Genomic DNA, 13,860 nt, shown 5'->3' with positions numbered 1-13,860 from the left:
CTCCCGTTTTTCGTAACCTGGCGTGACCGCCGGATTACCTGCGGTCGACTTATTCCTCGTCGGCGTCGGCCGGCTTGATCACCTGACGGCCGCGGTACATGCCTTCCGGTGAAATGTGGTGACGACGGTGCACTTCGCCGGTCTGGGTGTCTTCGGTCAGGGTCGGGGCCGAAAGAGCGTCGTGCGAGCGACGCATGTCACGCTTGGAACGTGTTTTCCGATTCTGTTGAACTGCCATGGTGCGCTCCTGTGGGGCTTATTCGTGACCGCGCCCGTTTTTCAGGCTGGCCAAGATTGCAAAAGGGTTTTCCGCTTTCGTTGCCGCCGGCGCCTCATCTTCGGTGACCAGCACGTCCGGGAGGTCCGTCGGGCATTGCTCATGCATGGCAACAAGCGGCAGTGCCAGCAGCAATTCTTCTTCCAGCAGCGGCACCGGCGACATACGTTCATCGGTGATCAGCCACGGATCGTAGCGCTCCGGCAAGGCCGGGATGTCATCTTCGCTGAACACCAGCGCCAGACATACCCGCGCCTGCACCGGGTAAGCCACCGCATCAAGGCAACGCTGGCAAGTCATCGACAGCGTTGCAGTGATAGTGCCTTCCACGATACGCAGGCTTTCCTCGTCCTGACGGGCGAAACGTAGGTCGTAACGAACCGGCTCACCCGGACTCAGCGTAATTCCGTTGAGTCGGGGAAGCTCCGATACCGTGGTCTCGCCACTCAAGCTCCCGCCTTGATCAGCCAGCTTGCGCGGCTCGATGTAGTGCGGCAATTGCCCTGAAAACATAAGCGCGCAATTCTAGGGCGCGCCTGCCCTGCTGTCAAAGGCTGTCAAAAAAGCCAACACATTGAGAAACAAGGCTATTTTGATGCCGGCTGAAAACTGTCGCGTTACACTTGCGTTTTTTCGACGCCGACCTGCCGGAGTTGCCCATGCGCGCGTTGCACTTGCCCTTGATTCTTGGCTCTTCCTCACCGTTTCGCCGCGAGCTGCTGGAGCGGCTGCAGCTGACCTTCCAATGCCACAGCCCCGACATTGACGAGCAGCGCTTGGCGGATGAGTCAGCCGATGCACTGGTGCTGCGCCTTGCCAGCGGCAAGGCGGATGCGGTGGCGGAGCAATTTCCGCCGGCTTTCGTCATTGGCTCGGACCAAGTGGCAGTGACCGCCGCCGGCACCATCCTCGGCAAGCCCGGCGATGCGACCACCGCCGTGGCGCAACTGATGGCATCCAGCGGTACTACGGTGACGTTTCACACCGGACTGTGCCTACTCAACAGCGATAGCGGTCGGCGCCAGACAGTCGTAGAACACTTCAGCGTGCGCTTCCGTGCCTTTACCGAGCACGAAGCCCGCCGCTACGTGGCCGCCGAGCAGCCCCTCAACTGCGCGGGCAGTTTCAAATCCGAAGGTCTCGGCATCACCTTGTTCGACGCCATGGAAGGCCGCGACCCCAACAGCCTGATCGGACTGCCGCTGATCGCCTTATGCGACATGCTGCGAGCCGAGGGCGTGGCGCTACCGTGACGCTCAACCGCTTGGCGGCGTGACCACCACCGGGCAAGCCGGCAACACCGTCAAAGCCTGACCGATATCCCACTGCCCATTACGGGCGGCCAACAACGCCGGCCGATACTCGGCCAGCAACGCCCACAGCCGCGCCAGCGTTTCGGTGTCTGGCTGACCGCTGATGTGCTCAGGATGAAAGTGCATCTGGAACGCACGCAGGGTGTCGCAGGTGGCGCGGTCCGCCACGCCGGACACCGGCAGCGGATAACCGTAATCGCGCAGCGCCTGCTGCAGTGCCGTGACACTGGGCCAGCGCTGTTCGAACCGCTCTCGATAATGAGCCAGATGCTCATCGTCCGGCCACGCCGCCAACCCCTGCTCCCCCAACCACTGCCACGGGAACGCCGGCCCGGGATCCAGCTTGCGCGACGGCGCCACATCCGCATGGGCCAGCACTTGTTCCGGCGGAATCTCGTAGCGCGCCATCAGGTCACGTACTAGCGCCGCCACCGCCGCCATCTGACCGGCGCCATAGGCTTCCCACACCCGCCCTTGCGGTGTGTCCAGCGGACCGATGTTAACAATCTCGATGCCAATCGAGGTGTCATTGAGATGCTCACGCCCGGCCCAGCCACTGCTGCCGGCGTGCCACGCACGCTCGCTTTCCGGCAGCAACTGATAAACCCGCGGCGCGCCGTCATCAGCCTGGCGCGGCACCACATAATGAGCACTGACCTGAGGGCCAGTGAGCGTGCGCAATGCCCGCTCGGTGTCGGACCGGGTGTAATGCAGGATGATGAAGCGCACGCGGCGATCGAACCCGGTCGCCGCGTGGCGATGATCGACCCGGTAGCCGTCACGCTGCTCCAACGGCGGACTTTGGCAGCCCACTGACAATATAAGAAGCAGCAGGACGACAGCGGCACGTCGCATGATCAGCGCAGACCTGGCCCCTGCAGACCGAGCGCCTGGCCCAAGCCCTGACCGACAGACACACCGAAGCCGCCAAGCAGGCGCTCAAACGGATTCGGGGTGACAGTGTAGTCCACCACTTCTTCAACACCGACCACATCGCGGGCAACACTGCCGGCGCTGCCGAAGCCATCGGCTAGCCCCAACTCCACCGCTTTAGCGCCCGACCACACCAGCCCGGAGAACAGCTCCGGATGGCCGTCGCTCTGCAGCCGCTCACCGCGCCCCTGCTTCACCGCGTCGATGAACTGACCGTGCACCTCATCGAGCATCAGCTGGAAGTGCTCGCGGTCACCCTCTTGCACCGGCTGGAACGGATCCAGCAATGCCTTACTCTCGCCAGCGGTCTGCACCCGGCGCTCGATGCCAAGTTTGTCCATCGCCTCGGTGAAGCCGAACCCGGCCATGATGACGCCGATGGAGCCGACGATAGAGGCTGGATCGACGTAAATTTCATCGGCCGCCGCCGCGATATAGTAGGCGCCTGACGCCCCCAGATCGGTAATCACTGCGTACAACTTTTTATCCGGATGCTTATCACGCAGACGCTGAATCTCGCGGTAAACATAGCCGGACTGCACCGGCGAACCGCCCGGACTGTTAATGCGCAGCAACACCGCCTTGGAATGCTCCGCCTCGAACGCCCGGCGCAGCCCGCCGGTCAGTGCATCGGCATTGGCCTCAGCCCCCGGCGCGATCATGCCGGACAGATCCACCAACGCCACGTGCGGCGTCAGCGTCGGCGCGGCCGCGCCGCTGAAGCCCAGCCGCAGCGGCAGGAACAACACCAGCATCAACAGCAAATAGCCGAGGGTGGCAAAGCGGAAGAAGATGCTCCAACGGCGCTGCTTGCGCTGCTCGTCCTGCATCGTCAGCACCAGCTTTTCGATCAGGCGCCACTCTTTTTGTGATTCCGGCGGGGTGGAACGGTTAGCGTGCGGGTCCATCCAAGGCCTCCAACGACTGCGCTGCGGGAAGTGAAATCAGCTCGAGCATCTGCTCCAAACGGTCAATGAGCGCCAGCGGGCGGTGCTGGCGCAACATCTCGGCACTGTGAGCGCCATACAACACTCCGACCCGGTCGATACCCGCGCGTTCGGCCATTTCCAGGTCAAAGGTGGTATCGCCCACCATCAGGGCCTGCTCCGGCGCTACCCCGAACTGCTCCAGCAATTGGTACAGCATGGTCGGGTCCGGCTTGGAGCGGGTTTCGTCGGCGCAGCGGGAGCCGGCAAACCAGTGGCCAAGCCCGGTGGCAGACCACACCCGGTCCAGCCCGCGCCGGCTCTTGCCGGTCGCCACCGCCATGGTAACGCCGCCATCCCGCAGCGCGGCAAGGGTGTCCGCCACCGTCGGGAACAACGGATTGGGTACCTTCTCGGCCACCACGAAGTGATCGGCATAGTGATCGCGCATGGCCACCACCTGCTGCATCGATTCGTTCGGGTACAACGCCTGGATCGCCTCGATCAGGCCGAGCCCGATGATGCTGCGGTAGGCGTCATCCGCCAACCGCGGCAAGCCGGTATCCTGCGCCGCCGCCGCCAAGCAGCGGACGATGCGCTCGGTGGAGTCCATCAAAGTACCGTCCCAGTCAAAAATCACCAGTTGGTAAGCTTTCATCGGTTTTGCAATGTCCTGTGGTCAGGCGCCGGGGCGGCGCAATTGTTCCAAGGCGGCCTCGAACGGCTCATCCAACGGCGCTTCCACTTTCAGCGGCTGGCCGGTTTCCGGATGCCGCAGTGCCAGTAGGCGCGCATGCAGGAACAGCCGGTTGCTGCCGAGGCGAGCGCCCCACTGCTGGTTGATGTCGTCGCGACCGTATTTATTGTCACCCAGCAGCGGGAAACCGCCGTACTGGGCGTGCACGCGAATCTGGTGAGTGCGGCCAGTGATCAGCTCCGCCTCCACCAGCGCCAACTCACCGAAGCGCTCAATCAGCCGGAATTCAGTGCGTGAAGGCTTGCCTTCGCGCGACACCTTCACCACCCGTTCATTGCCATGGGCCAGCTTCAGCAGCGGCGCCTCAATGGTTTTCCGGGTGCCGGTGAAACCGTGGCACAGCAGCCAATAGCGTTTTTCGATACCACCGTCCTTCATCTGCCGCTGTACCCGGCGCAGAAACCCACGATGGCGCGCCACCATAATGGCGCCGGAGGTATCACGATCGAGCCGGTGCACCAGTTCCAACGAAGCACGCTGCTCAGGATGCAGCGCACGCAGCGTTTCGATCAGCCCGAGGCTAATACCCGAGCCACCATGCACTGCCAAACCTGCCGGCTTGTTATAGACGTACAACCATTCGTCTTCGAACAAGCGGCTGCGCGACAGTCGCTCAGCTAATCCGGCGCCCACCGGCGCCGGGGCGCCCTCTTCGGCTACCCGGATTGGCGGCACTCGCACTTCGTCACCGGCTTCCAACCGCAATACCTGCTTGGCGCGCTTGCCGTTCACGCGCACTTGGCCGTCGCGGATGATCCGGTAGATGCGGGATTTCGGCACCCCCTTGAGCAGCGCCATGAGGAAGTTGTCGAGCCGCTGGCCGGCACGGTCGTCCTGCACCCGGTGGTAAGTGACGCTGGGCACCGCAGCGCCGGCGGAAGTACGAGAGTCAGACATGGCACACATCACGGAAAATGGGCGCAAAGTGTATCACTTGCACAGGGCGCTGGCGGCCTTCCCAGCGACGCCTGTATCTGATTGATGTGTCAGTTATTTTGCTGCTATAGTCGGCCGTCGGTCCGCTCCGGCCCACGGCGACGCGATGCGAACATTCGCCGGACCCCGGGAACCGCTCTGTGCAGCATTATTGCGCGGGCGTGACCTTCCCGGCGGGCATAACGAAAGGTCCCGACACGCACCGAATCAAGGCCCGACTGCCTGCGGTGCGACACGCAGTCCAGACAGGTGTCACACCGCAACAGTCCGTTTAGTACGATGGCACCCGCGCGCCGCCTTCCGCGCCGCGGGTGATGTGATAACTCGGTGGCCCTGCAGTAACGCCTGCGAAAGGCGACAGATCGACAGTAGAAAGATGCCGTTCGGCGGCCCCATGCCGGCGAGCGCCAATGGCTTCCGATGCGCACCGTCCCCCTGACCCGGGCACGCCGCAGCGGAGCCCACGCGACTTTCCACCATCAACGAGGAAGTCAGCGGTGTGACAATGAGCGAGCCCCGACCCGGGCTCCTACCATCCGGTGCACGGCCACACGCCGCGCACCGGACCCGACGTGGTTGTCCGCCCTGCCCTCAATCTGCCGCATCCAGGCGCGCTTCTGCCCGGCGACCCTTGAATGTGGTACGACCATGAAACGCATGTTGATCAACGCAACGCACCCTGAAGAGGTCCGCGTTGCTCTGGTGGACGGCCAGCGTCTTTACGATCTGGATATCGAACACCGCACCCGTGAACAGAAAAAAGCCAACATCTACAAAGGCAAGATCACCCGCGTCGAGCCGTCGCTGGAAGCGGCGTTTGTCGACTTCGGCGCCGAACGCCACGGCTTCCTGCCGCTGAAAGAAATCTCCCGCCAATACTTCAGCAAAGACCCCAAGGACATCCAGGGCCGCATCAACATCAAAGATGTGATCCGCGAAGGCCAAGAGGTCATCGTGCAGGTGGATAAGGAAGAGCGCGGCAACAAGGGCGCAGCACTGTCCACCTTTATCAGTCTTGCTGGCCGCTATTTGGTACTGATGCCTAACAACCCCCGCGCCGGCGGCATCTCGCGCCGCATCGAGGGTGAAGAGCGTCAGGAACTGAAAGAAGCGCTCGGGGCACTGAAGATTCCCGACGACATGGGCGTGATTGTGCGCACCGCCGGGCTCGGCCGCTCCGCCGAAGAACTGCAGTGGGATCTGGATTACCTGCTCAAGCTGTGGACCTCCATCAGCGAAGCCTCCACCGGCCGCAACGCGCCGTTCTTGGTGTACCAAGAATCCAACGTCATCATCCGTGCGATCCGCGATTACCTGCGTAAGGATATCGGCGAGGTATTGATCGACTCTGAGGACACCTACGCCGAAGCGTCCGGGTTCGTGAACCAGCTGATGAGCGACTTCGCGCACAAGATCAAGCTGTACAAAGACGAAACCCCACTGTTCTCGCGCTACCAGATCGAGTCACAGATCGAGACTGCGTTCCGCCGCGAAGTGAAACTACCGTCCGGCGGCTCCATCGTTATCGACCCCACCGAAGCGTTGGTGTCCATCGACATCAACTCCTCGCGCGCTACCAAGGGTGCCGACATCGAGGAAACCGCGCTGCAGACCAACCTGGAAGCGGCCGACGAAATTGCCCGTCAGCTGCGTCTGCGCGATATCGGCGGCCTGATCGTGGTCGACTTCATCGACATGGGCCCGGCGCGCAACCAGCGCGACGTGGAAACCCGCCTGCGTGAAGCACTGGAGGCTGACCGCGCCCGTGTACAGGTGGGCCGCATCTCCCGCTTCGGTTTGATGGAACTGTCGCGCCAGCGGCTGCGTCCGTCACTGGGCGAGACCTCCTCCATCGTCTGCCCGCGTTGCCACGGCCAAGGCCACATCCGTGATGTGAAGTCGCTGGCCCTGTCGCTGCTGCGGCTGATCGAAGAAGAAGTAATGAAGGAACGCACCGGCGAGATCCACGCCCAAGTGCCGGTGGCGGTGGGCACCTTCATGCTCAACGAAAAACGCCAGGCGCTGCGCGATATCGAAGACCACTACAAGGTGCGGGTGATTGTGATCCCGAACCCGAACTTGGACACGCCGCACTTCGAAGTACAGCGGGTGCGTGATGACCAAGTAGAAGGCACGCTGGTCAGCCACGAAATGCCGCTGTTGGAAGGCGAGCAGGATCCGACGCTGGTGTTGTCCGCACAGGAAACCGTCATTAAACGCCAAGAAGCTGCGGTGAAGCTGGTCGCGCCGGACACGGCACCCCCGCCGCCGAAAGCGGAGCCGGTACCGACCCCGGGCTTCTGGGCACGCCTAATGGCCTTCTTCGCCCAGCTGTTCGCCAGTCAAGCTGCCGAAACAGACACCCCGGCACCGCGCCAGCGCGGCCGCAACAACAACGCCCGCAACGGTGGCCGCAACGCCCAAAACCGCCGTGGCAGCCAGGACGGCGGCCGTAGCCGTCGTAACGGCAAGGCCGAAGAAGAGCGCAGCGCCGGTGGTCGCCAACAAGGCGAACGTGGTGGCCGCAACAACAACGCCAGCCAGCGTGACGACAAGGAAAAGGAGCGCAACGGCAACCGCGACGAACAAGCGCGTGGTAACCGTCAGACCGAGCGCAAAGAAAAGGACGAACGTCGTCCGGCCCGTGAGCAAAACCGCCAAGACGCGGCCAAACCGGACGCTCCGAAGCCTGATAACGCCAAGCAGGAAGCACCCGCTGCCCGTACTGAACGTGCTCCGCAGCAGGACGCGCAAGGCGAGGACGGTGCTGAGCGCAGCGGCCGTCGCCGCCGTCGCAGCCGTGGTGGCCGCGGTGGCCAGAACAGCGATGCTGCCCGCCAGGACGGCGACACCACCGCGCCGGACCTGGATCAGGACGAACAGGAGCAAGCCGCTGCTGAAAAGCCGCAGCAACTGGACCGTGCTGACCGCGCCGACCGGCGCCCGTCTGGCAAAGACGAGCGCCCGATGCGCCAGCGTCGCGAGCCGGCCCAGCGCACTCCGGCCGCTGCACAACCGGAACCAGCTTCCCCTGCCGCACTGTCCCCGTCAGAAGCTGCCGCAGTCGCCGCCGCCGCGGTGATCGCCAGTGAAACCGAGCAGGAGCGCCAAGCTGCTGCAGTGCAGAACCAAGCCGTTACCGAAACCGCTGATATCGCAGTGGAGGCAACGACTGAAGTGGTGGCACCCGTTGTCGATACGCCGGTGGCGACCACTCCAGTAGCAGACAACGACACCGCCGCGGCAGAACAAAGCGCTGCAGCTGACGTCGTGACCGCTACTGAGCCAGCGGTGGCAGAAGCTGCCCCGGCCACGGAGCCGTCAGCAGCGGCAACCACCCCGGTCGCAGAGGCGGTAACCGCTGAAGCGCCGGCAGCTGCGCCCGAAGCGACGGCCCCGGCCGCCGCCGAAGACACCGCAGCGGTTGCCGACGCTACTGAGCAGCCGGCCGCTGCCGATGCCGAAGTGACCGAACCGCTCACCGTTGAGGAGCCAGAGGTCAAGACGGAGGTCGCCGCTGAGCTGGAGCAGAGCGCGCCAACCGTCGAATCCGACAACGTAGCGGCGGACGGTAGCTCACCGTCACGGGCCTCTAATGACCCACGGGTACTGCGGCGCCAGCAGCTGGCGGCGCAACAATCCGACAGCAACGCCTGATCCACCCGAACCCCCGGCCTCGCGCCGGGGGTTTTGGTTCCGCCCTGCCCTCATATCCCCCGCGTTTTTCTTGTCCCGCCGACAATGGCTCCAGCGCCTTCGCGACGGCAGTTCCAAGCCAATTCCCCGCCCCAACAGACTCTTAATATCGAGCCAAAGTGACACCGATCAATGTCACATTCTGATGAGCATTTTCTGCTCCGCCACAATAATGACGCTGCCACCGAGGCAGTCCGGAGGTTTCCATGGCCCGCCATCAGGCACCGGCTGACCTGCCGCCCATCGTTCCCCAGCGGATGGATTTCCCATTTGCTGATGTGCCGAAACATTGGTTCGACAAGGACCCCGTGTTGACCCATTTCCTCAACGCGCTATCGCTGACCTTCCCGGATGGCGAGCGGTTCTTTGTGGACTCAGTGCGCCACTTCCGTGACCACGCCAAGGATGCGCAGCAACAAGCCGACATTTCCGGCTTCATCGGCCAGGAAGCGATGCACTCGCTGGAGCACCAGACCTTTAACCGCATGCTCGCCGAACAGGGTTACCGGGAAGAAGCCGAAGGAGGCACCGCGCTGGCCAAGCAGCTGATCGGCCTTGGCCGCAAGCGGTTGTCTGCGAAGCAACAGCTGGCCGCCACCGCGGCGCTGGAGCACATCACAGCACTGCTCGCCAACCGTCTGCTGAAAGACCCGGAGCTGCTGGAAAGCATCGATCCCAGCGTGCGCGCGCTCTGGATGTGGCACGCGATCGAGGAGATCGAGCACAAGGCCGTGGCCTATGACCTCTACCAGCAGGTCAGCGGCAGCTACCTGTTGCGGGTGCGCACCATGCTCGCTGCCACCACCGCGCTGGCGACCTATACCGGCCGTTATACCTTCGCGTTCCTGCGTAAAGACGGCCTCAATCGCCGTCCACGCACGTTGTTCCGCGGCGCTTGGCGGCTGTTCGGCCCGAGCGGCTTTTTGACCCGCGCGGTACCGGATTACCTGCAATTCTTCCGCCCCGATTTCCATCCGTGGCTGGAAGACAACACCCACTTGATCGAGCAATGGCGCGGCGTATTGGATCAGCTCTACCCCACCGCCGAAGCCGCCTGACCCGGAGACCGCCATGCACGCTGAGCGCAGCACCCAGTCCATGCTCGACACCGTGGCCACGCCTTACCTGCAGAAAAGCAGCCACGGCACCGACCTTGCTGAACTGAAAGCCTGGCAGCCGCGCCGCACCTTGTGGAATTACGTGCGCCGCGGCCAAACCATGTTGTCTGGTTTGCAACGCAAACACCTGTGGCAGGACCAGCACCGCATCACCTACTTGGAGGGCGGTCAGCGCCAAGGCGAACCGCTGCTGTTGCTGCACGGCTTCGGTGCCAACAAGGAAAACTGGTTGTTTCTCGCCGCCCTGCTGGGCAGCCAGTATCGACTGATCATTCCTGACCTGCCGGGGTTCGGCGAAAGCCACTTCATTGCCACTTCCGACTACCGGCTGGCCACCCAGGCTGATCGCGTAGCGCGCCTGATGGCACAACTGGAACTGCCGGCTGCGCACCTGGTCGGCAACTCCATGGGCGGCGCGATCGCCGGCATCGTGGCAGCCCGCTACCCGCAGCAGGTAGCTTCGCTGACGCTGATGAATGCCGCCGGTCTTGCTGGCGCCAATCCAAGCCGGTTTGAAGCGGCGCTGCGAGACGGCCGTAATCCGTTGATCCCGCGCAACCTGCTGGATGTGATCGCGCTGTTCCGCATCACCACCCACCGCAACCGCCAGGCGCTCACTAGTGTGCTGTCGCCGGTGCTGGCGCCGGACATGACCCATCGCTACCCGGTCAACCACCGCATTTTCCGCGACATGCTGGCAGTGGATGAAGACCCATTGGCACTGTTTTCCTCCATCAACTGCCCCACGCTGATTATGTGGGGCGACCAAGATCAGGTGCTGGATGTGTCCGCAGCAGACAGCTTCAAGCAGCTGATCCCGCACGCGCAGATGAAGATCTTCAAGGAGGTCGGCCATCTGCCGATGCTGGAAGTGCCATTGCCCACCGCACGCGCGCTGAAGCGCTTCTGGCACGGCCTGAAACACTGAGCCTAGGCCCCCGCGTAGCGGGGGCCTACTGCTCTCAGCCGTGCCTCACAGCTCCAAGCGGAGCCAGATTGCGATACTCACAACCTACCGCGCCAACCGGACGCGCACTCTTGAGCAGTAGATAAGCGGCGGCAGGTGGTATCTGTTCGGCTTACGTGGCTGTTCACTCGCGTGACGCCGGAATACCTTTACCCCATCCGCCGTAACCTCCCGTCTTAGCAGCAAAGCAGTTAGCGGATCGAAATATGGCGGGTCTAAGCCGCCAACTGCGCAACGGGAATACAGATGCCGGCCACTACCCGCCTCATTGCTGTACTCAGTGCGGCTGCCCGTGGCCGGGTCACTCAATGAGTAAGCCGCATCAGGCACTCATTCAACTTCCAGTGACAACACGCCTCCCAGGGCTTAAGCGCTGCTCCCGCTGCGCGCCAACAGCGGTAAAAAAACGCTGCGGCACTGCTTACGACTCCTCCTAGGCACACCAGCACCGCCTGCACTGCGCCCGTTGTGGTGCGCGAAATGGCCACCCTCTGACTCTCCCACCGTTAAGAAAATGGCACTGTGGGAGCCGGTCGATCACTACGAAGCCTGACACGTCCAACCCTCTGTCGCGCCGCTGCCATGACCAGCACTCGCCAGTCACCATCGGCGCCACAGCCGCCGGGCACCCTCCTGCGCCCCCACCGGGTTTCAGGTACACTGGCGCCCCTTTTCCCCGTTGGAACCCAGGCTGATGTCGTCCCCCGCTGCGTCGATGCCCCGCGCCCGCCAGGCGCTGTTCGAATACCCGCTGTATTGGGCGGAGTGTTTCGGCACTGCGCCGTTTCTGCCGATGTCGCGGGCGGAGATGGACCAGCTCGGCTGGGATTCCTGCGACATCATCATCGTGACCGGCGATGCCTATGTGGACCATCCGTCGTTCGGCATGGCGATTATCGGCCGTTTACTGGAAGCACAAGGCTTCCGGGTCGGCATCATTGCGCAGCCAGACTGGCACAGTGCGGACGCCTTCATGGCACTGGGCAAGCCGAACCTGTTCTTCGGTGTTGCCGCCGGCAACATGGATTCCATGATCAACCGCTACACCGCCGACCGTAAGCTGCGTTCCGATGACGCTTACACCCCCGGTGGTGAAGCCGGCAAGCGCCCGGATCGCTGCTCGCTGGTGTACAGCCACCGCTGCCGTGAAGCCTATCCGGATGTACCGATCATCCTCGGCGGCATCGAAGCCTCACTGCGCCGCATTGCCCATTACGATTACTGGCAGGACGGTATCCGCCGCTCGATCCTGCTCGACTCCGGTGCCGACCTGCTGCTGTACGGCAACGCCGAGCGTGCGGTGGTGGACGTCGCGCACCGCTTGTCACGGGGCGAGTCGGTGGACACCATCACCGACCTGCGCGGCACTGCGTTCCTGCGCCGCGACACCCCAGCCGGCTGGCTGGAATGGGACTCCACGCGCATCGATCGCCCGGGCCGCATTGACCGTATCATCAACCCCTACGTGAACACTCAGGACTTGGACGAGTGCGAACTGGAGCAGCGCAACGCGCGCCAATTGGGCCAGCCCGACACTCAGGTGGTACAGCTGCAATGGCACCCGCGCCACGACCGTGACCGCACCGTGATCCGGTTGCCCAGCTTCGAAAAAGTGCGTGCCGATGCCGCGCTCTACGCCCACGCCAACCGCGTGCTGCACTTGGAGACCAACCCTGGCAATGCCCGCGCGCTGGTGCAGTCCCACGCAGACCAGGATGTGTGGATCAACCCGCCGCCGATTCCGCTGTCCACCGAAGAAATGGACTACGTATTCGGGCTGCCCTACGCGCGCGTGCCGCACCCGGCCTACGGCGATGCCAAGGTGCCGGCCTACGACATGATTCGGTTCTCCGTGAACATCATGCGCGGCTGCTTCGGCGGCTGTACCTTCTGCTCTATCACCGAGCACGAAGGCCGCATCATCCAGAACCGTTCGCAAGAGTCGATCCTGCGCGAAATCGAAGATATCCGCGACAAGGTGCCCGGCTTCACCGGCATCATCTCTGATCTTGGCGGCCCCACCGCCAACATGTACCGCATCGCCTGCAAGTCGCGAGAAATCGAGGCCGCCTGCCGGCGTCCGAGCTGTGTCTATCCCGGCATTTGCGAGAACCTCAACACCGACCATTCGGCACTGACCGCGCTCTACCGCTCAGCACGCGAACTGCCGGGTGTGAAGAAAATCCTGATCGCGTCCGGATTGCGTTACGACCTCGCCGTGCAGGACCCGGAATATGTGCGCGAACTGGTGACACACCACGTCGGTGGTTATCTGAAAATTGCGCCAGAGCACACCGAAGACGGGCCGCTGTCGAAAATGATGAAGCCCGGCATTGGCAGCTATGATCGGTTCCGTGAATTGTTCGAGAAATTCTCGCGCGAAGCAGGCAAAAAGCAGTACCTGATTCCTTACTTCATCGCCGCCCACCCCGGCACTCGCGATGAGGACATGATGAACCTGGCCCTGTGGCTGAAGCACAACGGCTTCCGCGCTGACCAAGTGCAGGCGTTCTATCCGTCGCCGATGGCAACGGCCACCGCCATGTACCATTCTGGCCGCAACCCGCTGCAGAAAATCAGCTACAAGAGCGAAGGTGTGACGGTGGTCAAGGACCCGGCGCAGCGACGCCTGCATAAAGCCTTCCTGCGCTGGCATGATCCGGTGAATTGGCCACTGCTGCGCGAAGCGCTGACGCGCATGGGCCGCGCCGACTTGATCGGCGACGGCGAACACCAGTTGATCCCGCGCGAACAGCCGAGCCAGGCGCAGGATTACCGCTCACCGCGCCGCAAAAACTCCCAGCGCAGCCCGGGCTCCGGCCCGGGCACGGTGCTGACCCAGCACACCGGACTGCCACCGCGCAACAACGGTGGCCGCAAGCCTCGCCGCAGCTGACGCGGCAACAAGGATGTCGCCGCACCGACTGTCGGTGCGGT

Annotated in this window: 11 protein-coding genes; 5 read left to right on the top strand and 6 right to left on the bottom strand. The window is 63.3% G+C overall.

All coding sequences use genetic code 11. The features are described 5' to 3' along the window. Positions 1-49 precede the first annotated feature (49 nt). Both rpmF and AB5I84_RS06755 read right to left on the bottom strand, forming a co-directional pair. Positions 50-238, bottom strand: coding sequence for a 50S ribosomal protein L32 (gene rpmF, locus AB5I84_RS06760; RefSeq protein WP_369455097.1), 189 nt, complete (start codon positions 236-238; stop codon positions 50-52). 18 nt (positions 239-256) lie between these two features. Beyond that, positions 257-790 (bottom strand): YceD family protein, encoded by a 534-nt coding sequence (locus AB5I84_RS06755; RefSeq protein WP_369455096.1) that lies wholly within the window; start codon positions 788-790, stop codon positions 257-259. A gap of 146 nt (positions 791-936) precedes the next feature. Here AB5I84_RS06755 and AB5I84_RS06750 point away from each other — a divergent pair, with 146 nt between their 5' ends. Then, positions 937-1,530, top strand: a complete 594-nt coding sequence (locus AB5I84_RS06750) for a Maf family protein (RefSeq protein ID WP_369455095.1) — start codon at positions 937-939, stop codon at positions 1,528-1,530. 3 nt (positions 1,531-1,533) lie between these two features. On the opposite strand, the gene AB5I84_RS06745 is transcribed toward AB5I84_RS06750, so the two are convergent. Genes AB5I84_RS06745 through AB5I84_RS06730 form a run of 4 tightly spaced genes read right to left on the bottom strand, consistent with a single transcriptional unit; the run spans position 1,534 to position 5,103 of the window. Continuing rightward, positions 1,534-2,445: an N-acetylmuramoyl-L-alanine amidase gene (locus AB5I84_RS06745; protein WP_369455094.1), complete on the bottom strand. Its 912-nt coding sequence runs from the start codon at positions 2,443-2,445 to the stop codon at positions 1,534-1,536. A gap of 2 nt (positions 2,446-2,447) precedes the next feature. Next, positions 2,448-3,431, bottom strand: a complete 984-nt coding sequence (locus AB5I84_RS06740; RefSeq protein ID WP_369455093.1) for a S49 family peptidase — start codon at positions 3,429-3,431, stop codon at positions 2,448-2,450. Beyond that, positions 3,415-4,107 carry an HAD family hydrolase gene (locus AB5I84_RS06735; RefSeq protein ID WP_369455092.1) on the bottom strand — a complete coding sequence of 231 codons (693 nt, stop codon included), beginning with the start codon at positions 4,105-4,107 and terminating at the stop codon, positions 3,415-3,417. The genes AB5I84_RS06740 and AB5I84_RS06735 overlap by 17 nt, the downstream gene beginning before the upstream one ends. Before the next feature lie 21 nt (positions 4,108-4,128). Then, on the bottom strand, positions 4,129-5,103 hold the full coding sequence (locus tag AB5I84_RS06730; protein WP_369455091.1) for an RluA family pseudouridine synthase: 975 nt from the start codon (positions 5,101-5,103) through the stop codon (positions 4,129-4,131). A gap of 687 nt (positions 5,104-5,790) precedes the next feature. Here AB5I84_RS06730 and rne point away from each other — a divergent pair. From rne to AB5I84_RS06710, 4 genes are all read left to right on the top strand, one after another. Next, entirely contained in the window at positions 5,791-8,799 is a 3,009-nt protein-coding gene (gene rne, locus AB5I84_RS06725; RefSeq protein ID WP_369455090.1) for a ribonuclease E, read from the top strand. Between the two features lie 245 nt (positions 8,800-9,044). After that, positions 9,045-9,896, top strand: coding sequence for a metal-dependent hydrolase (locus tag AB5I84_RS06720; protein ID WP_369455089.1), 852 nt, complete (start codon positions 9,045-9,047; stop codon positions 9,894-9,896). Positions 9,897-9,909: 13 nt separating this feature from the next. Beyond that, positions 9,910-10,884, top strand: coding sequence for an alpha/beta fold hydrolase (locus AB5I84_RS06715; RefSeq protein WP_369455088.1), 975 nt, complete (start codon positions 9,910-9,912; stop codon positions 10,882-10,884). A gap of 733 nt (positions 10,885-11,617) precedes the next feature. Beyond that, on the top strand, positions 11,618-13,819 hold the full coding sequence (locus AB5I84_RS06710) for a YgiQ family radical SAM protein (protein WP_369455087.1): 2,202 nt from the start codon (positions 11,618-11,620) through the stop codon (positions 13,817-13,819). Positions 13,820-13,860 lie beyond the last annotated feature (41 nt).

This window comes from Alcanivorax sp. REN37, assembly GCF_041102775.1.
Classification (GTDB): Bacteria; Pseudomonadota; Gammaproteobacteria; order Pseudomonadales; family Alcanivoracaceae; genus Isoalcanivorax; species Isoalcanivorax beigongshangi.
Note: the sequence above shows the minus strand (reverse complement) of the source record. Positions and strands in the feature narration are given on the sequence as shown.